23 protein-coding genes are annotated in these 24,842 nt (G+C 65.2%); 9 read left to right on the top strand and 14 right to left on the bottom strand.

All coding sequences use genetic code 11. The annotated features are described in order from the left end of the window. Nucleotides 1-1,261: 1,261 nt before the first annotated feature. Together ACZ1JW_RS05980 and ACZ1JW_RS05975 are read right to left on the bottom strand one after the other, a co-directional pair. The gene (locus ACZ1JW_RS05980) at nucleotides 1,262-1,609 is read right to left on the bottom strand and encodes an arsenate reductase (protein ID WP_465142321.1); all 348 of its coding nucleotides are present in this window, start codon (nucleotides 1,607-1,609) and stop codon (nucleotides 1,262-1,264) included. Further along, nucleotides 1,606-1,917: an antibiotic biosynthesis monooxygenase family protein gene (locus tag ACZ1JW_RS05975; protein ID WP_465142320.1), complete on the bottom strand. Its 312-nt coding sequence runs from the start codon at nucleotides 1,915-1,917 to the stop codon at nucleotides 1,606-1,608. The genes ACZ1JW_RS05980 and ACZ1JW_RS05975 overlap by 4 nt, the downstream gene beginning before the upstream one ends. A 75-nt stretch (nucleotides 1,918-1,992) precedes the next feature. On the opposite strand from ACZ1JW_RS05975, the gene aroC reads away from it, so the two are divergent. Beyond that, nucleotides 1,993-3,060, top strand: coding sequence for a chorismate synthase (gene aroC, locus ACZ1JW_RS05970; RefSeq protein ID WP_465142319.1), 1,068 nt, complete (start codon nucleotides 1,993-1,995; stop codon nucleotides 3,058-3,060). Nucleotides 3,061-3,136: 76 nt separating this feature from the next. After that, the gene (locus ACZ1JW_RS05965; protein ID WP_465142318.1) at nucleotides 3,137-4,453 is read left to right on the top strand and encodes a dicarboxylate/amino acid:cation symporter; all 1,317 of its coding nucleotides are present in this window, start codon (nucleotides 3,137-3,139) and stop codon (nucleotides 4,451-4,453) included. Between the two features lie 3 nt (nucleotides 4,454-4,456). Here the strand turns inward: ACZ1JW_RS05965 and ACZ1JW_RS05960 are convergent, their stop codons facing one another. The 3 genes from ACZ1JW_RS05960 to dapB are packed head-to-tail and all read right to left on the bottom strand — an operon-like array spanning nucleotide 4,457 to nucleotide 6,292. Further along, nucleotides 4,457-4,861: a hypothetical protein gene (locus ACZ1JW_RS05960; RefSeq protein WP_465124422.1), complete on the bottom strand. Its 405-nt coding sequence runs from the start codon at nucleotides 4,859-4,861 to the stop codon at nucleotides 4,457-4,459. Continuing rightward, nucleotides 4,858-5,544, bottom strand: a complete 687-nt coding sequence (gene nth, locus ACZ1JW_RS05955) for an endonuclease III (RefSeq protein WP_465142317.1) — start codon at nucleotides 5,542-5,544, stop codon at nucleotides 4,858-4,860. Before nth ends, ACZ1JW_RS05960 begins: the two co-directional genes overlap by 4 nt. Nucleotides 5,545-5,563: 19 nt before the next feature. Further along, the gene (gene dapB / locus ACZ1JW_RS05950) at nucleotides 5,564-6,292 is read right to left on the bottom strand and encodes a 4-hydroxy-tetrahydrodipicolinate reductase (protein ID WP_465142316.1); all 729 of its coding nucleotides are present in this window, start codon (nucleotides 6,290-6,292) and stop codon (nucleotides 5,564-5,566) included. A 35-nt stretch (nucleotides 6,293-6,327) separates the two neighbouring features. On the opposite strand from dapB, the gene ACZ1JW_RS05945 reads away from it, so the two are divergent. Together ACZ1JW_RS05945 and ACZ1JW_RS05940 are read left to right on the top strand one after the other, a co-directional pair. Further along, nucleotides 6,328-7,041 (top strand): NAD-dependent deacylase, encoded by a 714-nt coding sequence (locus ACZ1JW_RS05945; RefSeq protein ID WP_465142736.1) that lies wholly within the window; start codon nucleotides 6,328-6,330, stop codon nucleotides 7,039-7,041. A 70-nt stretch (nucleotides 7,042-7,111) separates the two neighbouring features. After that, a complete protein-coding gene (locus ACZ1JW_RS05940) occupies nucleotides 7,112-7,516 on the top strand; it encodes an acyl-CoA thioesterase (RefSeq protein WP_465142315.1) in 405 nt (134 codons plus the stop codon). Nucleotides 7,517-7,519: 3 nt separating this feature from the next. On the opposite strand, the gene ACZ1JW_RS05935 is transcribed toward ACZ1JW_RS05940, so the two are convergent. Genes ACZ1JW_RS05935 through ubiG form a run of 3 tightly spaced genes read right to left on the bottom strand, consistent with a single transcriptional unit; the run spans nucleotide 7,520 to nucleotide 8,869 of the window. Then, complete coding sequence (locus ACZ1JW_RS05935; protein WP_465142314.1) at nucleotides 7,520-7,699, bottom strand: hypothetical protein; 180 nt, start codon at nucleotides 7,697-7,699, stop codon at nucleotides 7,520-7,522. 20 nt (nucleotides 7,700-7,719) lie between these two features. Further along, nucleotides 7,720-8,109, bottom strand: a complete 390-nt coding sequence (locus tag ACZ1JW_RS05930) for a DUF3592 domain-containing protein (RefSeq protein WP_465142313.1) — start codon at nucleotides 8,107-8,109, stop codon at nucleotides 7,720-7,722. A 7-nt stretch (nucleotides 8,110-8,116) separates the two neighbouring features. Further along, the gene (gene ubiG, locus ACZ1JW_RS05925) at nucleotides 8,117-8,869 is read right to left on the bottom strand and encodes a bifunctional 2-polyprenyl-6-hydroxyphenol methylase/3-demethylubiquinol 3-O-methyltransferase UbiG (RefSeq protein ID WP_465142312.1); all 753 of its coding nucleotides are present in this window, start codon (nucleotides 8,867-8,869) and stop codon (nucleotides 8,117-8,119) included. Between the two features lie 84 nt (nucleotides 8,870-8,953). Here ubiG and ACZ1JW_RS05920 point away from each other — a divergent pair, with 84 nt between their 5' ends. Beyond that, entirely contained in the window at nucleotides 8,954-10,210 is a 1,257-nt protein-coding gene (locus tag ACZ1JW_RS05920; protein WP_465124430.1) for an aspartate kinase, read from the top strand. Between the two features lie 97 nt (nucleotides 10,211-10,307). Here ACZ1JW_RS05920 and ACZ1JW_RS05915 read toward each other — a convergent pair whose 3' ends face one another. After that, the gene (locus ACZ1JW_RS05915; RefSeq protein ID WP_465142311.1) at nucleotides 10,308-10,994 is read right to left on the bottom strand and encodes a pentapeptide repeat-containing protein; all 687 of its coding nucleotides are present in this window, start codon (nucleotides 10,992-10,994) and stop codon (nucleotides 10,308-10,310) included. A 307-nt stretch (nucleotides 10,995-11,301) separates the two neighbouring features. Here ACZ1JW_RS05915 and ACZ1JW_RS05910 point away from each other — a divergent pair, with 307 nt between their 5' ends. Together ACZ1JW_RS05910 and ACZ1JW_RS05905 are read left to right on the top strand one after the other, a co-directional pair. Beyond that, a complete protein-coding gene (locus tag ACZ1JW_RS05910) occupies nucleotides 11,302-12,312 on the top strand; it encodes an NAD(P)H-dependent flavin oxidoreductase (RefSeq protein ID WP_465142310.1) in 1,011 nt (336 codons plus the stop codon). Nucleotides 12,313-12,316: 4 nt separating this feature from the next. After that, complete coding sequence (locus ACZ1JW_RS05905) at nucleotides 12,317-13,558, top strand: TCR/Tet family MFS transporter (protein ID WP_465142309.1); 1,242 nt, start codon at nucleotides 12,317-12,319, stop codon at nucleotides 13,556-13,558. Here the strand turns inward: ACZ1JW_RS05905 and ACZ1JW_RS05900 are convergent. Together ACZ1JW_RS05900 and ACZ1JW_RS05895 are read right to left on the bottom strand one after the other, a co-directional pair. Beyond that, nucleotides 13,531-14,166 carry an HNH endonuclease gene (locus ACZ1JW_RS05900; RefSeq protein WP_465124434.1) on the bottom strand — a complete coding sequence of 212 codons (636 nt, stop codon included), beginning with the start codon at nucleotides 14,164-14,166 and terminating at the stop codon, nucleotides 13,531-13,533. The two genes, ACZ1JW_RS05905 and ACZ1JW_RS05900, sit on opposite strands and share 28 nt — an antisense overlap. A gap of 156 nt (nucleotides 14,167-14,322) precedes the next feature. Beyond that, entirely contained in the window at nucleotides 14,323-15,741 is a 1,419-nt protein-coding gene (locus ACZ1JW_RS05895; RefSeq protein WP_465124435.1) for a M20/M25/M40 family metallo-hydrolase, read from the bottom strand. A 181-nt stretch (nucleotides 15,742-15,922) separates the two neighbouring features. On the opposite strand from ACZ1JW_RS05895, the gene gyrB reads away from it, so the two are divergent. Then, entirely contained in the window at nucleotides 15,923-18,433 is a 2,511-nt protein-coding gene (gene gyrB / locus ACZ1JW_RS05890) for a DNA topoisomerase (ATP-hydrolyzing) subunit B (protein WP_465124436.1), read from the top strand. Between the two features lie 2 nt (nucleotides 18,434-18,435). Next, the gene (locus tag ACZ1JW_RS05885; protein WP_465142308.1) at nucleotides 18,436-18,687 is read left to right on the top strand and encodes a hypothetical protein; all 252 of its coding nucleotides are present in this window, start codon (nucleotides 18,436-18,438) and stop codon (nucleotides 18,685-18,687) included. 105 nt (nucleotides 18,688-18,792) lie between these two features. Here ACZ1JW_RS05885 and ACZ1JW_RS05880 read toward each other — a convergent pair whose 3' ends face one another. From ACZ1JW_RS05880 to ACZ1JW_RS05870, 3 genes are read right to left on the bottom strand one after another with little or no spacing between them, the layout of a single operon-like run. Continuing rightward, nucleotides 18,793-21,207: a ligase-associated DNA damage response DEXH box helicase gene (locus tag ACZ1JW_RS05880; protein ID WP_465142307.1), complete on the bottom strand. Its 2,415-nt coding sequence runs from the start codon at nucleotides 21,205-21,207 to the stop codon at nucleotides 18,793-18,795. A gap of 22 nt (nucleotides 21,208-21,229) precedes the next feature. After that, a complete protein-coding gene (locus ACZ1JW_RS05875; protein ID WP_465142306.1) occupies nucleotides 21,230-23,011 on the bottom strand; it encodes a hypothetical protein in 1,782 nt (593 codons plus the stop codon). Nucleotides 23,012-23,021: 10 nt separating this feature from the next. Further along, on the bottom strand, nucleotides 23,022-24,743 hold the full coding sequence (locus ACZ1JW_RS05870) for an Hsp70 family protein (protein WP_465142305.1): 1,722 nt from the start codon (nucleotides 24,741-24,743) through the stop codon (nucleotides 23,022-23,024). Nucleotides 24,744-24,842 lie beyond the last annotated feature (99 nt).

The following is a 24,842-nucleotide window of genomic DNA, read 5'->3' as shown; positions in this document are numbered from 1 at the left end:
GGTGACTCACGCGAAGACGCAAAAAAGTTGTGCGCGTTGCAGGCCTTCAGCGTCATTCGGATGAAACGGCAGCAGACCAAGGCGGCTTTTCGTCGCACGCACGACATCTTGGCGTCTTTGCGTGAGATACTCTTTTCTTCCTCGCGCGAAACCCTCTCCTGCGCCCCCGCGAAGGCGGGGGCCTCGGACGGTTTGCTGTGAGGGTCCGTAAGACCACCGAGGTCCCCGCCTCGCGGGGACGCATGAATTCTCACGCAAAGCCGCAAAGGCGCGAAGGTGTTGCGCTTTGGGGTGAGGGTGCGTGTGGTTGGCAGGTGGTTGAGGAGCGGGAAGCCTGCGGCGGGCGCGACGTCTTTGCGTCTTAGCGGCTTTGCGTGCGATTATTCTGTTGCGCTGTTTGCCCACCCCGCTGCGACTAACTTCACTGCGTTCAGTAAGTCTCGCGGCCCTCCCGCCTGCGGGAGGGCTGGATGAAGCGCTGCGTGTCTCTCCCCTCCCGCAAGCGGGAGGGGCTGGGGGTGGGCATCGCGGATACGCGATAAAGCAAAGCATCCGCTGGCGAATGCGGACGGTCACGCCGGTGGGAAAGCACAGATCGCGCGACCGGTGCGGTGCCGTCGTGGCACGCGCGGGGAGGGCGCGGGACCGGTTGCGAGTGGCCGGGGGGCGGTTCCGGACCCCTTGTCGGCTCAGCCTGAGGGCGGACATATGCGAAAGGACGAAGCCTTGGCAGCGGCTCGCGGGCTGCCTTGGCTTCTGGCAAGCGGCTGCGTGAAAAGAACCTGTCGTTTGTGCTGACACTGTCGCACAATCATGGCGGGTTCCGCATCCGCAGCGTCGCTCAGGGTTCGGCGCCGTGCTATCAGCCCTGGGGTGTCCTGTCTGTCCTTGGGTAACGACAGGGTTTTGCCCGGTGGGTCTGGGCTTTACGCCCCGCATTGAACCCACGCGCACTTGCCGCACCGATCGCGCCGAAGGCTTCGGCCACAGCCTGACCTCCGAAGGGAGAGGAGCGGGTTGGCCTTTTGCCCTCTCCTGACCTGTGGGTGGGGCGTATAACCTATATGGTTCGTTTTGTCAAGATGGGTTGCGATCGCAGGCGTTTGGAACGCGCCGTCTTACTTGTCGTCGTTCCGGACTTGATCCGGGACCCCGCTCTTTTCGCAGGGGTGGCGCTGAATAAAAGCGGGGCCCCGGGTCAAGCCCGGGGCGACGGTCGGGTAGCAGAGGGTGCGTATGGGGTCGCGTCAACGGATGGCGTTCAGCCTAATGCCGCAGCCCATTCCGCTTCCTTGAAGCCGACGAGCAAGCCACCGGGGTGTTCTACAATCGGCCGCTTGATGACCGAGGTATTCTCGGACAGCACGGCGGGAGCGCCTTCGCCAGCGAGCGCAGACTTCTGTGCGTCGTCAAGCTTGCGGTAGGTCGTCCCGGCCATGTTGACGACCTTGTCCAGCCCGGCGGCGTCGATCCACCGGGCGATCCTAGCCGGGTCGGCGCCCTGCTTCTTGTAGTCATGAAAGGTGTAAGCGATGCCCTTGCCGTCGAGCCAGGTGCGGGCCCTCTTGACCGTGTCGCAGTTGGGGATGCCGTAGAGGGTGATGCTCATGTGTCCTGCCTGTTGAAGCGGTGCACCCGGGTGGGCGTGCCTGCGAAAAGGGTGTAGCTCTCGTAGTATTCGGCGCGGCCCTTGCCCTGCATCTCGGCGTGATGGGCGACACGCCGCCAGGCCAGAGCGGCGGCTTCGTCTTCCCATTCCGACAGGGCGTTGACTTCGCCATCGTCGGCGGTGTAGCTCTTGAAGCCGAGGTAGCCCGGCTGCCGCCCGGCGAGGACTTCCATTGCGTGGGCATCGACCGAATAGGCGGCGGCATCGATATCGGCGCGCTTGCGGTTGCGGAATACGACGAGGAACATGGAGCTTGCGATAGCGCGGCGCGCGATGCGCCGAAAGGTGGACTTTTCCTCGCATCCCCGGCAAAGGCGTGCCCCATGAGCCTGAACAGCTTCGGTCACCTCTTCCGTTTCACCACCTGGGGCGAAAGCCACGGGCCGGCCATTGGTGCCGTGGTCGACGGTTGCCCTCCCGGTCTTGCGATCAGCGAGGCGCAGATCCAGCCGTTCCTCGACGCGCGCCGCCCCGGCCAGTCGCGCTTCACCACGCAGCGGCAGGAACCGGATCAGGTCCGCATCCTGTCGGGCGTGTTCGAAGGCAAGACTACCGGGACGCCGATCAGCCTGATGATCGAGAACGTCGACCAGCGTTCCAAGGACTATGGCGATGTTGCCAAGGCCTATCGCCCCGGCCACGCCGACTATGCCTATGACGCCAAGTACGGCTTTCGCGACTATCGCGGCGGGGGCCGCTCGTCTGCGCGCGAGACCGCCTCGCGTGTGGCGGCAGGTGCGGTCGCACGTTTGGTCATCCCCGAAGTCTCGATCCTCGCCTGGGTGAGCGAGATCGGTGGCGACAGGATCGACATGGATCATTTCGATGCCGCCGAGATTGGTCGCAACCCGTTCTTCTGCCCGGATTCGTGGGCGGCGGCGCGGTGGGAGAAGCTGGTCGATGATGCGCGCAAGTCGGGTTCGTCGCTGGGCGCGGTGGTCGAATGTATGGCGACCGGCGTTCCGGCAGGCTGGGGCGCGCCGCTCTATGCCAAGCTCGATGCCGAGCTGGCGCACGCCATGATGGGCATCAACGCGGTCAAGGGCGTGGAGATCGGCGACGGTTTCGAAGCCGCGCGCAATACGGGCGAGGGCAATGCCGATCCGATGCGGCCCGGTTCGGGCGCTCCCGAATTCCTTGCCAACCATGCGGGCGGCATCGCCGGCGGCATTTCGACCGGGCAGCCGGTGACGGTGCGCGTGGCGTTCAAGCCGACCTCCTCGATCTTGACGCCCATGCCGACGATCACGCGAGAAGGCGAGGCGACCGAATTGCTCACAAAGGGCCGCCACGATCCTTGCGTCGGCATTCGCGGGGTTCCGGTCGTCGAGGCCATGATGGCGCTGGTTCTGGCAGACCAGAAGCTGTTGCATCGCGGGCAAGTCGGTTAAAAGCGGCGGGCGGCGGTTGAGCCGCGCCTGAAACGTCGTTAGTCTCCCCTGCAACAATATTGCGGGAGCACGTTTCTTGGCCAAGCGCCTTACCCTCTACATCGTGATCGGCATGGTGCTTGGCATTCTCGTCGGGTATCTGCTCAACACCAGCTATCCCAAGGGTGACGCCACGCTGGCGCAGATCGCCGATACGCTGAAGCTGCTGCCCGACATTTTCCTGCACCTGATCAAGATGATCATCGCGCCGCTGATCCTGGCGACGCTGGTGACGGGCATTGCCGGGATGGGCGACAGCGCGGCGCTGGGGCGCATCGGCGGGCGGGCGCTGGCCTGGTTCATCACGGCAAGCCTGATTTCCATCGGGCTCGGTCTGCTGCTGGTGAACCTGTTCAAGCCGGGCGTGGACCTTGAGTTCACCGCTGCCGGACCCGTTGATCTGGCGACGGCAGACTTCACGCTGCGCCACTTCGTGCTCGAGATTTTCCCGACCAGCGCATTGGATGCGATGGCCAAGAACAATGTGCTGCAGATCCTCGTGTTCTCGCTGTTTGCAGGCGTGGCGCTCTCTGCCATCGGCGAGACGGGTGCGCCGATCGTGCGCGGGTGCGAAGCGCTGGCGCATCTGATGCTGCAGATTACCGACTATGTGATGCGCATTGCTCCGCTCGCGGTGTTCGGGGCGCTGGCTTCGGTGATTGCGACCAAGGGCCTTGGCATCGTCATTACCTACGGCGTGTTCGTTTCCGAGTTCTACTTCGGCCTGCTGCTGCTGTGGATCATCCTGCTGACGCTGGGCGGCATCTTCCTCAAGGGCCGCGTGATCATGCTGGCGCGCTACATCCGCGAGCCGATCCTGCTGGCGTTTTCGACCGCCAGTTCCGAATCCGCGCTGCCCAAGCTGTTCGAGCAGCTTGACCGCTTCGGCGTGCCGCGCCGCATCTCGGGCTTCGTGCTGCCGCTGGGCTACAGCTTCAACCTTGATGGTTCGATGATGTACACCAGCTTTGCGACGATGTTCATCGCGCAGGCCTATGGCATCGAGCTGTCGATGGGGCAGCAGATTGCCATGCTGCTGACATTGATGGTCACGTCGAAGGGCATTGCGGGCGTCCCGCGCGCCAGCCTTGTGGTCATTGCGGCAACGCTGACGCAGTTCGGCCTGCCGCTCGAAGGCATCGCGCTGCTGCTGGGCGTTGACACGTTCCTCGACATGGGGCGTACCGCCACCAATGTCGTCGGCAACGCGGTGGCGACTTCGGTCATCACCAAGTGGGAAGGCATGCTCCAGCCACCGCTGGATCCTGATGCCGAGCCGCCGCACGCGCCTGCGCACACCGTGGCCGACGGGCGGGCGGGTCTGAACCTCGATCCTGTCAATTACGAGAAGTAGGCCCTACTTCTCCAGTTCAACCGGGGTAAATTCACCCAGACCGCAGGCACCACGGTTGACCGGGCCGGGGCCAGCGTTGTTCGTGATCACCGTGATGATGTCGACGTTGCACAGCTGGCTCAGCGACGTGCCATAGGCGAAGGCGCGTTCGAAGCCGAGGCTGAAGCAGCGGTTGGGCAGGGTGTTGCGATACCACTGGTTGCCGTTGGTGCGGAAATCGATGGTCCAGTCATCGCGCACCTGGCTTTCGCGGATGTTCTGAATGGGGATGCAGTTCACCGGCTTGCCGACGATCTTGGCCTTGGGAATGTCGGCGCGGTGGCCGTCATTGCCGCCCTTGGCGCTTGCGGTGCAACCCGCAATGGCCAGTGCAAGTGTTGCGATCAGAAACGGAGTCATGCGCTTCATGCCTTGCTCTCCTTCCTTGTTTTGCGGCTTGCTGGTGCCTTTTCGCCTTTTTCCAGAACCTTGCCCTTGAAACCGCAAAGGTCAACCAGCCCGCAGTGCCAGCATTCCGGCGTCCGCGCCTTGCACACATAGCGACCGTGGAGGATCAGCCAGTGGTGGGCGCCGACGCGAAACGGCTGGGGGACGTTTTTCTCCAGCCCTTTCTCAACGGCGAGCGGCGTCTTTCCCTTCGCAAGGCCGGTGCGATTGCCGACGCGGAAGATATGCGTATCGACCGCAAAGGTTTCCGCGCCGAACGCGCAGTTCATCACGACGTTGGCGGTCTTGCGGCCGACGCCGGGGAGCTCGGTGAGCAGATCGCGGTCGGCCGGGACCTCACCGCCATATTTCGCCACGAGAATTTCGGCCATGGCCATGACGTTCTTGGCCTTGGAATTGAACAGGCCGATGGTCTTGATGTGGCTCTTCAGGCCCTCTTCGCCGAGGTCGAGCATGTCCTGCGGCGTCTTGACCAAGGCGAAGAGCTTGCGCGTGGCCTTGTTGACGCCGACATCGGTCGCCTGCGCCGAGAGCGTGACGGCGACCAGCAGCTGGTAGACGTTACCGTATTCCAGCTCCGTTTCGGGAGAGGGATTGGCTTCGGCAAGGCGGCGGAAGAATTCGAAGATGTCCGCCTTCTTCATGTCAGAGCCCCAAATACCTTCACAAACCAAGCACTGCCGGCATAGTGTAGCGGCCCGGTCCCTTGCCGATGATCCACTCTGCCGCGCGGATCGCACCCTTGGCGAATATGCCGCGGTTTTCGGCGAGGTGGGAGAAGGTCAGCCGTTCGTTGTCGGCAAGGAAGTGGACCGAGTGGTCGCCTGCCACGCTGCCGCCGCGCAACGCGGCAAAGCCGATGGTGCCGGCCTTGCGTGCGCCAGTGATGCCATCGCGACCGCGCACGGCTTCGTCGGCAAGGTGAACGCCGCGCCCCTTGGCCGCCGCTTCGCCGAGCAGCAGCGCGGTGCCCGAGGGCGCATCCACCTTCATGCGATGGTGCGTCTCGACAATCTCGATGTCCCAGTCCTCGCCGAGGCGAGAGGCGGCTTCCTGCACCAGATGGGCGAGGAGGGTCACGCCCAGAGAGGTGTTGCCGGTCTGCAGCACCGGGATGCTGACGGCGGCGGAATCGATCAGCCAGTGGTGGCGTTCCTCAAGCCCGGTCGTGCCGATGACGATGGGCACGCCTGTGTGGATCGCCGCATCGAGATTGAACTCGAGCGCGCCGGGTGCCGAGAAGTCGACCAGCACGTCGCTCGCCTGTGCCAGCACGAGCGGGTCGCCGCCCTTGTCGATGCCGCCGGCGAATTCGTGCCCTGCCGCTGCCACTGCTGCCTGCAGCGCATTGCCCATTCGTCCAGCGCTGCCGATGATTCCGATTCTTGCCATTGCCTACCCTTTGCGTCGCGTGCTTCATGGTCGCGATGAAACGCGCGCGCAATATCGTGATCCTGACAGGAGCAGGAATTTCCGCCGAATCCGGCATCGATACGTTTCGTAGCGAAGGCGGGCTGTGGGAAAATCACCGCGTCGAGGACGTGGCGACGCCCGAGGCCTTTGCGCGCGATCCGAACCTTGTCCTGCGCTTCTACGACATGCGCCGCGAGGCGATCCAGACGAAGGAGCCCAACGCGGCGCATCACGCACTCGCCCGGCTGGACCGCGAATGGCCGAAGAAGGCAGGTGGCGAGGTGCTGATCGTGACGCAGAACGTCGACGATCTGCACGAGCGCGGCGGCGCGTTGAACGTGCTGCACATGCATGGTGAACACCTCAAGGCCTGGTGCACGTCCTGCGACACGCGCCACCGTTGGACCGGGCCGATGCTCCATCGCCCGCCGTGCCCCACCTGCGGCATGGCCGCGCTGCGTCCCGATGTCGTCTGGTTCGGTGAGATGCCCTACCGGATGGGGGAGATCTATCAGGCGCTGAGTGGCGCGGACCTGTTCGTTTCCATCGGCACGTCGGGCGCGGTCTATCCGGCGGCGGGTCTTGTGCGCAATGCGCGCGAGCTTGGCATGGATACGCTGGAGCTCAATCTGGAGCGCAGCCAGGGCTCGGCGTGGTTCCACGAGACCCGGCTTGGCCCGGCGTCCGAGGTCGTCCCTGCCTGGGTCGAGGAATTGCTTTCCAGTTAAAGTGTTGCTGGCTTGAAAAGGGTGACACGGCGCCTGTCATTGGCGTGCGAATCATGTTACCTACATTGATGTGAGCAATGTGATCCCCCATCTCGTCCCTATCGCCGTAAAGCCCGCTGACATCGACTTCATGGGCCATGTCAACAATGCCTCGTACCTTACGTGGGTGCAGGACGCAGTGATCGACCACTGGCGCGCGCTTGCCCCTGCCGATGCGGTAGCGGCGCACCTGTGGGTCGCATTGAAGCACGAGATCACCTACCGCCGCCCGACCTTCCTCGAAGACACCGTGATCGCTCACGTGATCCTCGAGAAAGTGCAGGGCGCGCGCGCGTTCTACGAAACCATCATCAAGCGCGGCGAGGAAGTGCTGGCCGAGGTCAAGTCCAGCTGGTGCTGCCTCGATGCCGAGACCCTGCGCCCCGCACGGCTGGCGCGCGATCTGGTCGAGAAGTTTCTGCCTTCCGAAAAGTGAGACTCAGCGCAGCTTGGCGATGCTCAAACCGTCGCTCTTGGCGCGTGTTTTCACCGACTCCTCGCTGCGGGTCAGCGCCTTGGCGATGGCTTTGAAGGCCATGCCTTTCTTGGCAAGCGTGTGCAGCTTGCTGATTTCATCGGCAGTCCAGGCCTGCTTGTGGCGTTCGAAGCGTTCGGCCATGTGCCATTCCATGCGCTGCGTCAGTTGCCGATCAGGCCAAGCGCCTTGGCGACGAGCATGCCGACCATGAGCACAACGCAACCATAAACGAAAGCCCACATCCACGGGCGCGGCACCCGGGCCAGTTCGGGGTGTCCGACGGGAAAGCAGACAATGACCCTTGTGCCGACCGGTGGCTTCGGCTTGCGCCTCCAGACCTGGTCGATGACGTGGTGTTCGCGCCCTTCTGCCTCGAAGTGCAGGCGCATGGCATAGAGCGGACGTCCGCTGTCCCAACCTTGCTCATGGCCGCTGACCACGGCGTCTGCTTCGCGCGAGGGCTGTGTCAGCCGGGGCCAATCCTGCCGTAGCATGGCCCATAATGCGAACAGGCAAAGCGAAATCCCGATGCCGAGGATCGCCTGCTCCATCCCGCGATCAGCCTTGGCGCGTCACGGTGACAATGTAGTTGAGAGCAAGATCGTCGGAGAGGTGCAGGCCTTTCGACACGCTCCACGCGATGCCGAGGGGATTGCCCATCTTCAGGCCCGCAGCATCGAGCAGGTCGTGCAGTTCGACCGGCGTGATGAAATCGTCCCAGTGGTGCGTGCCCTTCGGCACCATGCCGAGGCTTTCAGCCCCCTCGACCAGCAGCAGGCGCGAGCGCGTGGTGCGGTTGGGGGTGGAGAGGATCATCAGCCCGCCGGGGGCGAGCGCGGCTTCGAGCGCAGCGATGAACGCGGCCTTGTCGGCGACGTGTTCGATCACTTCCATCGAGGTGACCAGATCGTATCCGGCAAGTCCGAGCTGGCCGACGTCACCGCAACGATAGTCGATGGCAAGGCCTGACCCTTGGGCATGGAGGCTTGCCGCAGCGATGTTTTCCTTGGCGGCGTCGACTCCGGTCACCTCGGCACCGAGACGGGCCAGCGGTTCGCACAACAGCCCCGCGCCGCAGCCGACATCGAGCGCCCGGCGCCCCGCCAGCGGCTTCACCCCGCGCGAATCGGTGCCAAAGTGTGCATCGATGGCATCGCGGATGAAGGTGAGGCGCACCGGGTTGAGCTTGTGCAGCATGGCCGAGGAGCCCTTGGGGTTCCACCAGTCTGCCGCCAGCTTGCCGAAGTGGGTGGCCTCAGAATCTCTGATGGTGACCGGACGAATGGTATTCGCAGAGGTTGCATTGCTCATATCACGTCCCTAAAGCGCCCGCGCTGCAAGGTCCACCGGCCTTGCGGGCAAGATTCTTACGCGCAAGACTTCAGGAGCAAGCCCTTGGCCCGCATCGTGATGAAATTCGGCGGCACCTCGATGGCCGGAACCGAGCGCATCCGCCGCGTGGCGCGCATCGTGCAGCGCCAGCAGGCCGCGGGGCACGAGGTTGCGGTGGTCGTCTCGGCCATGGCGGGCGAGACCGATCGCCTCGTCAACTTCTGCCGCGAGGCGAACCCGCTCTATGACCCGGCTGAATACGACGTGGTCGTGGCCAGTGGCGAGCAGGTGACTTCGGGCCTTCTGGCGATGCACCTGCAGGCGCTTGGCTGCAAGGCGCGCTCGTGGCTCGGCTGGCAGCTGCCGATCCATACCGACGATGCCCATTCCAAGGCGCGCATCGAAGGCATTGATTCGGAAGCCGTGCTGGCTTCGATGGCTTCTGGCGAGATCGCGGTGATCCCCGGCTTCCAGGGGCTGTCCGACAAGGGCCGCATCACCACGCTGGGCCGTGGCGGTTCGGATACCTCGGCGGTGGCCGTGGCCGCAGCGGTCAAGGCGGATCGCTGCGACATCTACACCGACGTCGACGGGGTCTATACCACCGACCCGCGCATCGTCGCCAAGGCGCGCAAGCTGAAGAACGTGACTTACGAGGAAATGCTCGAACTGGCCTCGGTCGGCTCGAAGGTGCTGCAGACCCGTTCGGTCAGCCTTGCCATGAAGGAAGGCGTGCGCGTGCAGGTGCTGTCCTCGTTCATCGACGACGATGCCCCTGCCGCCGACACGATTCCCGGTACAATGATCGTTTCCGACGAGGAACTTGAAGGACTTGATATGGAACGCCAGCTGATCACCGGCATCGCTGCCGACAAGAACGAGGCCAAGGTCACCCTGACCCGCATCGCCGACCGCCCCGGTGCCGTCGCCGCGATCTTCGGTCCGCTGGCGGCCGCCAACATCAACGTCGACATGATCATCCAGAACATCGCCAAGGACAAGGGCGAGACGGACGTGACCTTCACGGTGCCGATCTCGGACCTCGCCCGCACGCAGGCGCTGCTGGAAGAGCGCAAGGACACGATCGGCTACTACCGCATGCTGGCGAACAGCAAGGTCGCCAAGATCAGCGTCGTCGGTGTCGGCATGCGCAGCCACGCAGGCGTTGCCAGCACCATGTTCCGCGCGCTGGCCGATCGCGGCATCAACATCCAGGCGATCACCACCAGCGAGATCAAGGTCTCGGTGCTGATCGACGAGGACGAGACCGAACTCGCCGTGCGCGTGCTGCACACCGCTTACGAGATGGACGCGGAGTAAGCTTCGGCTATCGCCGAATGCCCACCCCCCACCCCTCCTGCCTGCGGGAGGGGAGTAAGCAGGTGGCGCCCTCCCGCTTGCGGGAGGGGAGCCGCCATCAGCGAATCAGCAGGCCCCAGCCGGACAGGAGCTGTTCGGCCTGTTCGCGCGAGATCACCGCGCCTCTGAACACCCGCGCATCTTCGAGCTGAAGACCGCCAAGGTCCGCTCCGCGCAAGTCTGCGCCCGCAAACTGTGCGCCATCGAGATTGGCTTCGCGCAAGCTGCAGCCTTCCAGCACCGCGCCGCGAAAGTCGGCCTTGGTGAGGTCCGCCTGCGCCAGATCGAGGCGCACCAGCTTTTCCTTGCGGAACGACAGGCCAGGCAGGCGCGCGCCGACCAGCAGGACTTCCTCGAACACGAAGCCCATGCCCTTGGCCATGTGCAGGTCTGCACCGGTCATGCGCGTGGAGACGAAGCGGGCCGAGCCGATGTTGGCGCGGCGGAAGGCGGCATTGTTGAAGTCGCAGGCCGAGACGCGGGCTTCCTCGAGGTCTGCGCCGGTGAGGTTGGCGAAGGGCGCCTTGCACCCGCGCCACGTCGTCCGCATCAGCTTCGTGCCCGAAAGGTCGGCATGGCGCAGGCAGCAGCGCTCGAAGGTCCAGCCGGTCAGGTCGAGCTTCGAGAGGTCGGCTTCATCCAGATCGCAGTCGGTCAGGTGATGCGCGCCTTTTGGAGCCATCGCCAGGAGGTCTGCGCGAGCAAGGGTTCGGTCGGAAACGATGGGGGCGGTTGCTGCGGTCATCGCCAGCGCATAGGCCAGCGCCGCGTATATCCCAAAGCAAAACCCCACCTCCCGGTCCGATCCGGAACCGAGAGGCGGGGCGCGACCCGGGCCAGTCAGGAGATTGAGAAGACCGGCTCAGGGGCTCGGTGGGTGAGGGGGAACCCACTTGCTGCAATCCTTCTACGCCACGGATAACAATCGGTAAAACGGGTTAAATTGGGCAGAGATATCGCTTTTGGCGATCATATGGCCCAAGTCCGGCCTTGTTGCCGACACGATGCGGCCCTAAAGCGCGCGCCGGACTACCGGACGGGACTCTCAAGCTATGACCGCAACACCCAAGACATCTGGCCTGATGCGCCGCGGCGCCGAGTTCCTCGGCACGGAGCACGCGATCCTGTGCGGGGCGATGAGCTGGGTCTCGGAGCGCAATCTGGTCTCGGCGATCAGCAACGCGGGCGGCTTCGGCGTGATTGCCTGCGGGGCGATGACGCCCGAACTGCTCGACACCGAGATCGCAGCTACAAAGGCGCTGACAGACAAGCCTTTCGGCGTGAACCTGATCACCATGCACCCCGCGCTGTTCGATCTGATCGCGGTCTGCGCGAAGCATGGGGTCGGCCATGTCGTGCTGGCAGGCGGCATCCCGCCCAAGGGCAGCGTCGAGGCGATCAAGGCGTTCGGGGCCAAGGTGCTGGTGTTCGCGCCGACGCTGGCGCTCGCGAAGAAGCTGCTGCGTTCCGGCGCCGATGCACTGGTCATCGAAGGATCGGAAGCGGGCGGGCACATCGGGCCGGTGTCCACTTCCGTTCTGGCGCAGGAATTCCTGCCTGCGCTGGCTGCCGATCACGTGGTGTTCGTGGCCGGTGGCATCGGTCGGGGCGAGATGATCGCCAGCTATCTGGAAATGGGCGCGAGCGGCGTGCAGCTCGGCACCCGATTTGCCTGCGCCACCGAATCGATTGCGCACCCCGCGTTCAAGGCGGCGTTCTTCCGGGGCAATGCCCGCGATGCGGTGGCTTCGGTGCAGGTCGATCCGCGCCTGCCGGTGATTCCGGTCCGCGCGCTCAAGAACAAGGGCACCGAGGAGTTTACCGCCAAGCAGGTCGAAGTCGCCAAGATGCTCGACGAGGGCAAGGTCGACATGGCGCAGGCGCAGCTCGAGATCGAGCACTTCTGGGCAGGGGCCCTGCGCCGCGCGGTGATCGACGGCGATGTCGAGCGTGGCTCGGTCATGGCCGGTCAATCGGTCGGCATGGTAAACAAGGAAGAGCCTGTGGCCGAGATCATCGCCCAGCTCATGGCGGAAAGCGAGGAAGCGCTTACCCGGCGCTGATCCGATGGCGGCAAATCGCGCTTCGTTCGGGATCGTCTTTGCGATCGTGCTGATCGACATGCTCGGTTTCGGCATCGTCACGCCGGTGCTGCCCGGGCTGATCATGTCGCTCAAGCATGTCGATGTCGGCACGGCGGCGGGGTACGCGGGCTGGCTGGGCGCGGGCTATGCGTTGATGCAGTTCGTCTTCGCGCCGGTGCTGGGCAACCTGTCGGACCGCTACGGGCGCAGGCCGGTGCTGCTGGCGGCGGTGTTCGTGCTCGGGCTGGATTACCTGCTGCAGGCGATGGCCCCGAACTTCGGCTGGCTGATTGCCGGACGGCTGATTGCAGGCGTGACCGGGGCCAGCTTCTCGCCTGCCTATGCCTATATCGCCGACGTGACCCCGCCGGAAAAGCGCGCGGCAAACTTCGGCATGATGGGGCTGGCGTTCGGCATCGGCTTTGTCGTCGGCCCGGCGCTGGGCGGTCTGCTCGGCTCCATCGACGCGCGCCTGCCGTTCTACACCGCCGCAGGGCTGGCACTGGCCAATGCCGTGTTCGGGTTCGTCTTCCTCAAGGAATCGCTCGGCAAAGAGAACCGCCGCCCGTTCGACTGGCGCCGCGCCAACGCGCTCACATCGCTGCGCGCGCTCAAGGGGCAGAGCCCGACCGTGCTGTGGTTCGTGGCGGCGCTCGGCACGTGGCAACTGGCGCACATAGTCTATCCCGCCGTGTGGTCCTACTTCGCGATTGCCGCCTATGGCTTCAGCGTGCGGCAGGTGGGCGTCGCGCTCGCCCTGGTCGGCTTTTCCAGCGCGCTCGTGCAGGGCGTGGGGCTGCGCATGCTCCTGCCCAAGCTGGGCGAGAGGCGCGCGGTGATCCTCGGTGTTTCAGGGCTGTGCGTTTCGGCGGTGCTCTATTCCACCGCCCACACAACGTGGCAGGTCTATCTCGCCATCGCCGTCGGCGCGCTGCAGGGGTTCGTCCAGTCCCCGATCGCCGCGTTCAACAGCCGCGCGGTCGATGCGCGCAGCCAGGGCGAGTTGCAGGGCGTGGTCCAGGCCATCGGCTCGATCGCGGCGATTGTCGGCCCGCCGATGTACACGCAAGTGCTCGAGCGCTTCAGCGGCCCGCACGCAGTGCTGCACCTGCCGGGCATGCCGATCCTGCTGGCGGCGGCGATCTCGGTGGTTACTCTTGCCCTGTTCCTGAAGGGTGCGTCGTTGCTCGACCGCAGTCAGCTTTCCAGCTCGACATCCCAGTAGAGCCAGTCGCGCCAGGTTTCGTGCAGGTAGTTCGGCGGGAAGGCGCGGCCGCGTTCCTGCAGTTGCCACGTTGTCGGACGGATCGCGCGGTTCATCAGCCGCATGTGCGCCTGTTCGGGTGTCCGTCCGCCCTTCTTGAGATTGCACGGCGCACAGGCCGCCGCGACGTTCTCCCACGACGTGCGTCCGCCAAGGCGGCGCGGGACGATGTGGTCGAAGGTCAGGTTCTCGTGGCAGCCGCAGTACTGGCACTGGAAACGGTCGCGCAGGAACAGGTTGAATCGGGTGAAGGCGGGATATTCGCTGGGCCGCACGTACTGGCGTAGCGCGATCACCGAGGGCAGCTTCATGCCGAAGCCGGGGCTGTGCACCTCACGCTCGTAAGTCTCGATGATGTCGACGCGTTCGAGGAACACCGCCTTGATCGCAGTCTGCCATGACCACAGGCTGAGCGGATAGTAGCTGAGCGGCGTGTAATCGGCATTGAGGACCAGCGCGGGGCAGTTCGCCAGATGCCGGTCATTTTGCAAAACGTCGTTGAAGGCGGTGCTGTCACCGCTGTTGGGCCTGGCCGAAGCCGCCCGATCGATCAGCGCCTTATGGAGCACGTCCGGATCGCTTCCCTGCAGGCAAAGGCAATCGCGCCTCCGCAGGGGCAGTCATGGCTGAGCCTCGTGACCGCAGTGTTACGCATGGGCCCAAGAGACACCTGCGCGAGTCTGCCGTCAAGAGGCTCTCGCGCAGGGTTTCCACAGGACGTTGTTTCAGAACGCGTAAGCGCGCACCAGTTCGTTCAGCAGGTCCCGACCGGTCATGGCCGAACTCACCGCGAGGCGTTCGTTGAGGCCATGCGTCCCGTTGCCGTCAGGATCGCCGAACAGTCCCGGCGGGCCATAGCTGGGGATGCCAATCGCTCCGAGAAAGACGCCGTCGGTGGCGCCGGTCGACATCATCGGCACCATCGGCACGCCGGGATAGTACTTCGCCACCAGCTTCTCGGCAGGCCCGGTAATCTTCGGATCAAGCGGCGGCGCCACGGCATCGGGCCCGCGATTGTCGGTGCGGGCCACGGTCATGCGCGGATCGGCGATGACCTCCTCGAGCGTCTTGCGCACCGCTTCCGCCGAGACGCCGGGGAAGATGCGGCAGTTGATGTTGCTGCCGGCACGCTGGGGCAGGGCGTTGTTTGCGTGGCCCCCGTCGAGCAACGTGGCGACGCAAGTCGTGCGCAGCATCGAGTGGAACGAACGGTCGGTGTTGAGCAGGGCTTCTGCCGCCTTGTCCTGCGGGTTGGCGGCGATGGTGACCATGGCCTTGCCCATGTCGTCGCCGCGCGCCGCTCCGGCCTTGGAAAAGAAGGCACGGGTCGTATCGTTGAGCATCAGCGGGAATTCGAAGTTGCGAATGCGCACCAGCGCGTCGGCGAGTTCATAGATCGCATTGTCGCGCACCGGGGTCGAGCTGTGCCCGCCGGGGTTGGTGGCTTCGATGCGGTAGTTGACCGGCGTCTTCTCGCCCACATGAATGGTCTGGACGACGACCTTGCCGCCTTGGTCGAGGCGCTTGTCGGTCCGGCCGGAGCCGCCTTCGTTGAGCGCAAATTCGGCGGCGATGAGGTCCTTGCGGTTCTCGGTCAGCCATTTCACCCCGTTGAACGCGGTGCTGGTTTCCTCGCCGCAGGTCAGCGCCAGCTTGAGCGTGCGCTTGGGCTTCTGGCCTGCCTTGCGCAGGGTCATGAACATGTCGACCCAGATCGCGTCCAGCGCCTTCATGTCGGCCACGCCGCGCCCGTAGAAATAGCCGCCTTCCTCGATGAAGGTGTAGGGATCGCGGGTCCAGTCCTCGCGCTTGGCGACGACCACGTCGAGGTGGCCGAGGAGGAGGATCGGCTTGGCGGTCTTCGAAGTGCCCGGAAGGATCGCCACGATCCCGCCTTCCCTGGGCGCTTCGGGCACGGCGAAGCGATGGATTTCGGCATCGGTGAAACCGGCCTTGCGCAAGTGGCCCTCGATCTTGTCGGCGAGCGCGGTGCAGCTTCCGGTGGTGATCGAAGTGTCGGTCTCGACCATTTCCTTGAGCAGCTCGCGATAGGCCAGCTGGTCCGGCCGGAGCGCGTTCTCAGCCGCCAGTGCGGGGGTGGAAAGGAGGCCGGTGGCGACCCCGAGGGCGAGAATCTTGCGCATTGTGGAACCCCTGTCGGCGGGGCAGCGTGAGGCCCCGAAAGAGGCATATCAGCAAGATTGCGCGCCCTTGCATACAGCCTTGTGCCGTGCTCGCTCCGAAGTCGACGATTTCACGCCCGTCGCTGTGTAAAACAGGGCGGATTCGCTTGGGTTTTTGCCCTTTCGTGCCTATGTGCAAACTATGGCCAGCACCAACGAAAACACCCCGAACACCAACGCCTATGGCGCCGATTCCATCAAGGTTCTCAAGGGCCTCGACGCGGTCCGCAAGCGCCCCGGCATGTACATCGGCGATACCGACGACGGCTCGGGGCTGCACCACATGGTGTTCGAGGTTTCGGACAACGCGATTGACGAGGCGCTGGCCGGGCACTGCGATCTGGTGCTGATCGAACTGAACCCCGATGGCTCGGTCTCGGTCGAGGACAACGGCCGCGGCATCCCGACCGACATTCACGCCGAAGAGGGCGTCTCGGCCGCCGAAGTGATCATGACCCAGCTCCATGCGGGCGGGAAGTTCGAGAACACGTCTGACGACAACGCCTACAAGGTTTCGGGCGGTCTGCACGGCGTCGGCGTCTCGGTGGTCAACGCCCTGTCCGAATGGCTGGAGCTGACCATCTGGCGCGACGGCAAGGAGCACTGGATGAAGTTCGCGCACGGCGATGCCGTTGCGCCGCTCGAAGTGCGTGGGCCCGCTCCTGAAGGCAAGAAGGGCACCCGCGTGACCTTCCAGGCCAGCCACGACACCTTCAAGAACGTGCTCGAGTTCGATTTCGACAAGCTTGAGCACCGCTACCGGGAACTCGCCTTCCTCAACTCGGGAGTGCGCATCCTGCTTCGCGACAAGCGCCACGAGGAGGTCAAGGAGCACGATCTCTACTACGTCGGCGGCATCGCGGCCTTCGTGAAGTACCTCGATCGCAACAAGCAGGCGCTGATGCCCGAACCGGTGGCGATTTCGGCCAATCGCGATGGCATCGGCATCGACGTCGCGCTGGAATGGAACGACAGCTACTACGAAAACGTGCTGTGCTTCACCAACAACATCCCGCAGCGCGATGGCGGCACACACCTGGCCGCATTCCGCGCGGCGCTGACCCGTACGCTGAACGGCTATGCCGAGCGTTCGGGCATGCTCAAGAAGGAGAAGGTCACCCTTACCGGTGACGACATGCGCGAGGGCTTGACCGCCATCGTCTCGGTCAAGCTGCCTGACCCGAAGTTCTCCTCGCAGACCAAGGACAAGCTGGTCTCCTCCGAAGTGCGCCAGCCGCTCGAAAGCCTGATGGCCGACAAGATGGCCGAATGGCTTGAGGAAAATCCCGCGCACGGCAAGGCGATCATCCAGAAGGTGATCGATGCCGCCGCCGCACGCGAAGCGGCCAAGCGCGCCCGCGAATTGACCCGCCGCAAGGGCGCGATGGACATCGCCTCGCTGCCGGGCAAGCTCGCTGATTGTCAGGAACGCGATCCCGCCAAGTGCGAACTGTTCCTGGTCGAGGGTGACTCGGCAGGCGGCAGCGCCAAGCAGGGGCGTGACCGCAAGACGCAGGCGATCCTGCCGCTCAAGGGCAAGATCCTCAACGTCGAGCGCGCCCGCTTCGATCGGATCATCGGTTCGAAGGAAGTCGGCACGCTGATTCAGGCGATGGGTACCGGCCTGCGCGACGAGTTCAACCTCGAAAAGCTGCGCTATCACAAGATCGTGATCATGACCGACGCCGACGTCGACGGCGCGCATATCCGCACGCTGCTGCTGACGTTCTTCCACCGCCAGATGCCCGATATCATCAAGGCCGGCCATCTCTTCATCGCCCAGCCACCGCTCTACAAGGTCGCCAAGGGCCGCAGCGAGGTCTACCTCAAGGACAACGCCGCGCTCGATCGTTACCTCGTCGAAGCCGGCCTTTCCGGGCGCGTGCTGGAAACCACCGGCGGCGCGCGCAGCGGTCCCGATCTGGAAGCACTGGTCGAACACGCGCTGCGCCTGCGCAACCTGATGGCTTTCGTGCCACGCCGCTACAATCCGGCGATCATCGAAGCGCTGGCCCTGTCCGGCTCGCTCGAGCACGCCATTGCCGGGGCCGAGCGCGATGCGGCGCTGGCCCGCGCCGCCGACTGGCTGAACCGCGGCGATGGCGAAGCGCGCTGGACCGTCGAGCTTGCCGAAGAAGGCGGCTACCACGTCAAGCGCGTGTGGCGCGGGGTGACCGATCATCACGTGATCGAAGCCGGGTTCCTCGTCAGTGCCGAAGCGCGCAAGCTCGCCAAGCTCGCCGCCGAAAACGCCGAAGTCTATGCCGGTATGGCCCGTCTGGTCCGCGCCAGCTCCGCGCCGGTCGATGCCGAGCCCGTGGCTGTGGCCGAAGGGGAAGAGGATGCTCCCGCAGCCGCCCCTGCCGCCAAGGTCAAGGATGCGATCACCCGGCCTTCGGAACTGCTCGACGCGGTCTTCGCCGGTGGCCGCAAGGGCCTGTCGATCCAGCGCTACAAGGGTCTTGGCGAAATGAACGCCGAGCAACTCTGGGAAACCACGCTCGATCCCGACAACCGCTCGCTGCTGCAGGTGAAGGTCGAGGACGCCGACATTACCGACGAAATCTTCACCCGCCTGATGGGCGACATCGTCGAACCGCGCCGCGAATTCATTCAGGAAAATGCGCTGAACGTGGCCAATCTGGACGTTTGAGGATGGCGTTTACCGACGATATCCCGTGGGATCAGCCCGCCACGATGATCGACCTTGAAGGTCGCGCCCCGATCATCGGCACGATCCGCGACTGCGCGCTGCACTATGGCCTCTACAAGCCCCATGCGCGCGGCAATGCGCGCGTCCTGCTGACCAAGCCGATCCATCGCGAAGGCCGGGCGACGCGCACGTGGCTGCTCGATCCTTCGGAGATTGCCGAACTGGCCGACCGGCTAACGCGCGAGACGAATTGACCCGCAGCTTTTGACCGTCACCCCGGCGAAGGCCGGGGCCCATGTGCTCTCGTTACAGGTCATGGATCCCGGCCTGCGCCGGGATGACGGAAATGTGGGATAGTTTTAGTCCGCCCGCATCGCCGCCGATGCAAGACTCTCGGCCTCGATCAGCAGTTCGTCATCAGCAGCGCCCGCTGGCGTCGTCTCGCGCCCGATCATCACCAGCACCGGCACCGCCAGTGGACTGACGCGGTCCAGCTCCACGTGGACCAGCTGCCCCTGTGCCCGGTCGAGCAAATCCCCCAGACGGCCGACATCAGTCATCCGCGCCCGCGCATCGGCCCAGGCGGCTTCGATCAGCAGGTGGTCCGGTTCGTACTTGCGCAACACGTCGTAGATCAGGTCGGTCGAGAAGGTCACCTGCTTGCCCGATTTGCGCTTGCCCGGATGCTGCCGCTCGACCAGCCCGGAAATCACAGCCACCTCGCGGAAGGCGCGGCGCAGGAGGTGCGATTCCTGCACCCATTCCACGAACTCATGCGCCAGAATATCGGGCGAAAGCAGCGGCGCCGGGTCCTCCACCGGCCGCGCGCTCCACACGGCGAGCGAATAGTCGTTTGCCACGAACCCCAGCGGCACCAGCCCGCGCTCGTTCATCCGCCGCGTGATCAGCATGCCGAGCGACTGGTTCGCGTTCCACCCCTCGAAGGTGTAATAGACGGTGTAGTGCTTGTTCTGATACGGAAAACTCTCCGCCAGCAGCATTCCCGGCCCCGGCAACCTGCTGCGCCAGTCCTGCATTTCCAGCCACTCGCGCACGTCATCGGGAAAGCGCGACCAGCCCGCGCGGTCCACCAGCAGGCCCCGTACCCGGTCCGAAAGGTGCGTCGTCAGCGGCAGGCGTGCGCCCATGTAGCTCGGGATCTGTCCCGGCTTCTTCGCCGCGCGCACGATCAGTTCCAGGTCGCGCACGCCTTCGACCTCAAGGTCCATGCCGGCAAAGCGGATCGTGTCGCCCGGCGAGAGCGTCGCGCCGAAGCTCTCCTCCACCTTGCCCAGCGAGCGGCCGTTGCGGAATCGCACCTCGAGCATTTCGGAATCGACGATGATCCCCGCGTTCAGCCGGAACCGTGCAGCATGTTCGGGATGGGTCAGCCGCCAGGTGCCGTTGCGGTCCCGCACGATGCGTTTGAACCGGTCGTAGGCCCTAAGCGCGTACCCGCCCGTCGCGACGAACGCCAAGACCCGCTGCCACTGCGCCTCGTCAATCCAGCGATAGGGATGGGTCGAACGCGCCTCGGCATAGAGCGCGTCTTCGTCAAACGGACCCGCGCAGGCGCAGGCCATCACGTGTTGTGCCAGCACGTCGAGGCCGCCGGGGCGGAAGTCCTCGCCATCGCGCTTGCCCTCATGCACCGCTTCCTGTGCGGCAAGGGCCTCGAGAAACTCGAAACGGTTGCCGGGAGCCAGTAACGCGCGGCTTGGGCAGTCGAGCCTGTGGTTGGCCCGCCCGATCCGCTGCAACAGGCGCGAGGAGCCCTTGGGCGCGCCCATCTGCACCACCAGATCGATGTCACCCCAATCGACACCGAGGTCGAGGCTGGCAGTGCAGACCAGAGCGCGCAATTCCCCCCGCGCCATCGCCCCTTCCACCTTGCGCCGCGCTTCCTTGGACAGCGAGCCATGGTGGATGCCGATGGGCAGGTGATCGTCGTTCACGTCCCACAGCAGCTGGAAGATGTATTCCGCCAGAAACCGCGTGTTTGTGAAGATCAGCGTGGTCCTGTTGCGGCGGATCTCGTCATAGAGCTGCGGCACCGCCCATGCCGCTGCATGGCCGCCCCAGGGCACACGCTGGTCCTCGGGGTTCATGATGGAAAGCTCGGGCTTCGCGCCTTCCTCCCCCTCCACCAACCGCACCGAAGCGGCATCGCCATCGGGCGCGAGCCAGGCGCAGAAGTCCTGCGGATCGGCCACCGTCGCCGAAAGCGCCACGCGTCGCATGTCTGGCGCAAGCGCCTGCAAACGCGCCAGCGACAGCGCCAGCAGATCGCCGCGCTTGCCCGTGGCAAAGGCATGCACCTCGTCCACGATCACCCGCTTCAACCAGGCGAACATCGTCGCAGCTTCCGGATAGCTCAGCAGCAGCGAAAGCGATTCAGGCGTGGTCAGCAGCACATGCGGCGGCTTGGCCCGTTGCCGCGCCTTGCGGTCGGACGGCGTATCGCCGCTGCGCGTCTCGACCCGGACATTCAGCCCGATCTCGCCAATCGGGGTGAGCAGGTTGCGCTGCACATCATGCGCCAGCGCTTTCAGCGGAGATACGTAGAGGGTGTGCAGCCCGTCTTCCGGTGGATCGTCACCCGCAAAGTCTGCCAGAGTCGGCAGGAACCCCGCCAGCGTCTTGCCCGCACCCGTATCGGCTACCAGCAGCGCATGCTGCCCCTCGCGCGCGGCCTCAAGAATCTCGCTCTGATGCCGCCGCACGCGCCAGCCGCGAGCGGTGAACCAGTCGGTGATGGAGGCGGGCAACGTCATCACCCTCAAGATAGGGATCGCCTCAAAGAACCGAAAGGATTGCCTCGCGCTCCTTGGCCGATCCCTTCCACGCAAGGGTCGCGTCGAGCAGGGCAATGGTCACGGCGCATTGGTCGGCGTCCGATCCCTTGTTGCCCATCGCCTGGCTCACGCGCTTGTCCGGAAGGCCGGTGGCGGTCATGACCTTTTCGACCAGCGCTCCCGGCACGCTCGCCGTTCCTGGCGCGATCCGTTTTGGTGGCCCGAGCTGGCGCGCATCGAGCATGCGCGTTGCCAGATCCCGCTCACGCAACTGCAGCGCCACAGGTATCGACACTTCAGGCGCCAGCCTGCGCGTGCGGACGTAGGCCATGCATTGCGCATCACCTGCCTTGCGCGCCGCGCGCAGGATATCGGCGCGGATGCGCTGTACGTCGGCCAGAAGCTGGCCCTTCTCGACCAGCGCGGTCATGTACATGCGCTCGCGCACCAGATCGTGGACCTTGGAGACATAGACCTCGTCGCTGCTGCCGTCGCTGCGCGCGATGGTGCGGTTGGCGCTGAACAGCGCGGCGAGATCGGGCTGCAGCGATTGCAACCCGTCAAACGTGATCTCCGGCCCGAACACCGTCGTCACTGCGCGGTTGATGATCTCCTGCTCGCGCGCCGTATCGGCAGCGGACAGCTCGATCGGTGGCACCGGCGGCGGCGCGTTGTTCCGGTCACTGTCGCTGAAGGCAAAGCGCAGCACCTGCACCAGCAGGATCACGCCGAAGATTACCAGCCGCCCGTTGCTGAACCAGCCTTGCCCGACGTTGCCGCCCGACGACTTCTCCCACAGCGCGACCCGCCAGGGATCGAAGTGGTGCTCCAGTTCGGGAAAATTGCGCCGTATTCCTTCGAGCAACTGCTCCACTTCCGCGCGCTTGACGAACCAGCCGCGGCGGCTGCCCTGTTGCGCGGGCGTGGTCAGTTCCCTCCACGCCTTGTGCAGCGGGTGCTTGGGGTCTTCCACCTTCTCGCGGAAGCGCAGGCCTCGCAGGCGGGCGTTGAGGAAAGCCACCGCAGGCCGCTCGGAAACCTGCCCGCGCTCGCTTTCCCAGCCGAACAGCGCGGCAGCAGGTTCGAGCAGCGGGGCCGAGCGCGGCCAGGCATCGGCGAGAATGCGCGCCAGCCAATTGTCGATCTCGTCGAAGGCGGTCACACTGACCGTTTCGGCATGACGCAGCACGGCTTTCAGATGGCCCAGCGCCATCGCCTCCTCCCAGCCTTCCAGCGGGGGAAGCTCGTCGTCATGGGCTTCGGGCAGGAGCAGGCGATAGAGCGCCTGTTCGTGCGCCCATGCCGGCATTACGGCATCCGATGTCGCCTCAAGGCCCAGCAGCACCGGGCGCGCAAACGGATCGCGCGCCACCGCAATGGCCTGATCCGCCGGAGCCTGCGCCGCCGAGAAGCCGCTGACCACGTCAAGCTTTGGCGCCGCACCGCCCAGCCGTGTCGTCAGACTCGGGTCGGATTCGCCCTTGGCCTCGGGCGCGGCATAGAGCCAGTTGGAGGGTTCAGGTTCCGGCTCAGTAGAAGCTTCCGTTTCTTCAAGCGGAGTCACGCCCGCGAATGGATCGAAGTCGTCCTCGGCAGGGGGCTTGGTGGCCTGCATCCTTGCCCAACGCAGCGCCGCATCGCGCGCCTCGCGTAACCGGGCGTAGCCATCGACGTCCTTGTCGACGTCCATCGCCTTCAGGCGCTCGGCATAGGCACGCCGGATCGCCGCCACTTCGGGCGTCTTGGCAATCCCGAGGACTTTCCAGGCCTGGGTCGGTGTCATGTCGTTGGTGTCAAAGCGGCGGGTTCGCTTCGAGCATGTCGAGCAGTTCGGTCAGCCCTGCCGCCGCATCGGTGATCCGGCGGGGGTCCTGGCTGTCGAGCGCGGCCACGAACATGCGCGTCCGGTCGCCGACTACGGCGCGGATGTCGCCGAGGAACTCCTCGTAGCAGCGCTCCGCCCGCGCGAGCAGCGCCTGATTGCCCGCTTCCTCGCGAGGGTGATGCTTCAGCGCGGCCAGCGCCTTGCGCCGCGATTCCAGATCGTTCGCGGCCCGGCGATCTTCCTCGTCGATGATCACCAGGTTGTGCTTCGCGCCGGTCAGCGGCACTTCCACGTCAACCTCGAGCAGGCCCGAACTGTCGTAGGAAAAGCGCACGTCGATCGACACTTCGCCTGCGGGACGCGGCGGCACGGGAACCTTGAGCTGGCCGAGGTGGACATTGCCCGAAACCTCGCGCGCCTCGCCCTGATAGATCTTCACCTCGATCTGCTTCTGGTTGTCGGCCATCGTGCTGTAGAGCCCGGAGCGGCTGACCGGGACCGGGGTATTGCGCTCGATGATCGGCGAGAACAGGCCCTGCTGCACCGTGCCGCGCGCCGAATGCTCCGCAGTCTCGATGCCGAGCGTAAACGGGCAGACATCGGTGATGCGGATTTCCTCAAGGCCCCCGTCGCGCGCGATCAGCCCGCCCTGAATCGCCGCGCCCAGCGCCACGGCATGGTCGGGGTGGACCGAGGAATTGGGGAAGCGCCCGAACAGCCGGGTGATCGCCTTGCGCACCACCGGCATGCGCGTCGCCCCGCCGACGAGCACGACCTCGCTCAAGCTTGCCGCATCGATCTGGCTGTCGCGCAGCGCGCGCACCACCGGATCGCGCAAGCGCTTGATCAGCCCTTCGGCCTGCGCTTCGAACTCGCTGGTGGTGACCGTGGTGGAAAGTCGCTGGTTGTCCACGGTCAGCGCGAATTCGGTCTCCTGCGCCTCGCTCAGGGCGCGTTTGGCCTTCTCGGCGGCCTGCAGCAGCAGCGCCTGCGCGCGTTGCTCGCCCAGCTTGCCGAGCAGCCCGTCAGGATCGAGCCGCCCGCGTACCGCCGTTGCCAGTGCCGAGTTGAAATCGTCGCCGCCCAGCCGGTTGTCGCCTGCAGAGGCGCGCACCTCGACGATGCCTTCAAACATCTCGACGATGGAGACGTCGAACGTGCCGCCGCCAAGGTCGAACACCAGAAACGGCTCGCGCTCCTCCTTGTCCTGCAGCCCGAAGGCGAGCGCGGCGGCGGTCGGCTCGTTGATCAGGCGGCGGACGGTCAGCCCCGCCAGCTCTCCCGCGCGCCGGGTGGCCTTGCGCTGGCGGTCGTTGAAATAGGCAGGAACCGTGATCACCGCTTCGGTCGGGCGCGTGCCGGTCAGCGCGGTCACATCGTCGCGCAGCGCCATCAGCACCAGCGCGGAAAGATCCTCGGCGGAGAACTCCTTCTTGCCCAGCTTCACCTTGCGGTCGGTGCCCATGTAACGCTTGAAGCTGGTCGCGGTCGCCCCGTCTTTCAGGCCCACGCGCTCGAGCGCGGCGGCGCCGACCAGCGTCGTGCCATCGGGCAGGACCGAGACGGCCGAAGGCGTCAGCAGTGCGCCCAGCGCATTGGGCACCAGCTGCGCCTGTCCCCCGCCATTGTCGTCTGCCTGCCACAGGGCCACCGCGCTGTTGGTGGTCCCCAGATCGATCCCGATGAGCATTCGTCTTCCCGTTCTGGTCAAGCGGCGTGATGCGACAGGCCTTGCGCGCTTGGCAAGCGCAAAGCGCTGCATCCTGTCGCGCGACGGGATGGCCGCTGG

The organism is Novosphingobium sp. BL-A-28-Hi1-0D (assembly GCF_055521755.1).
The sequence above is the reverse complement of the archived record's forward strand: the minus strand, read 5'-3'. Positions and strand labels throughout refer to the sequence as shown.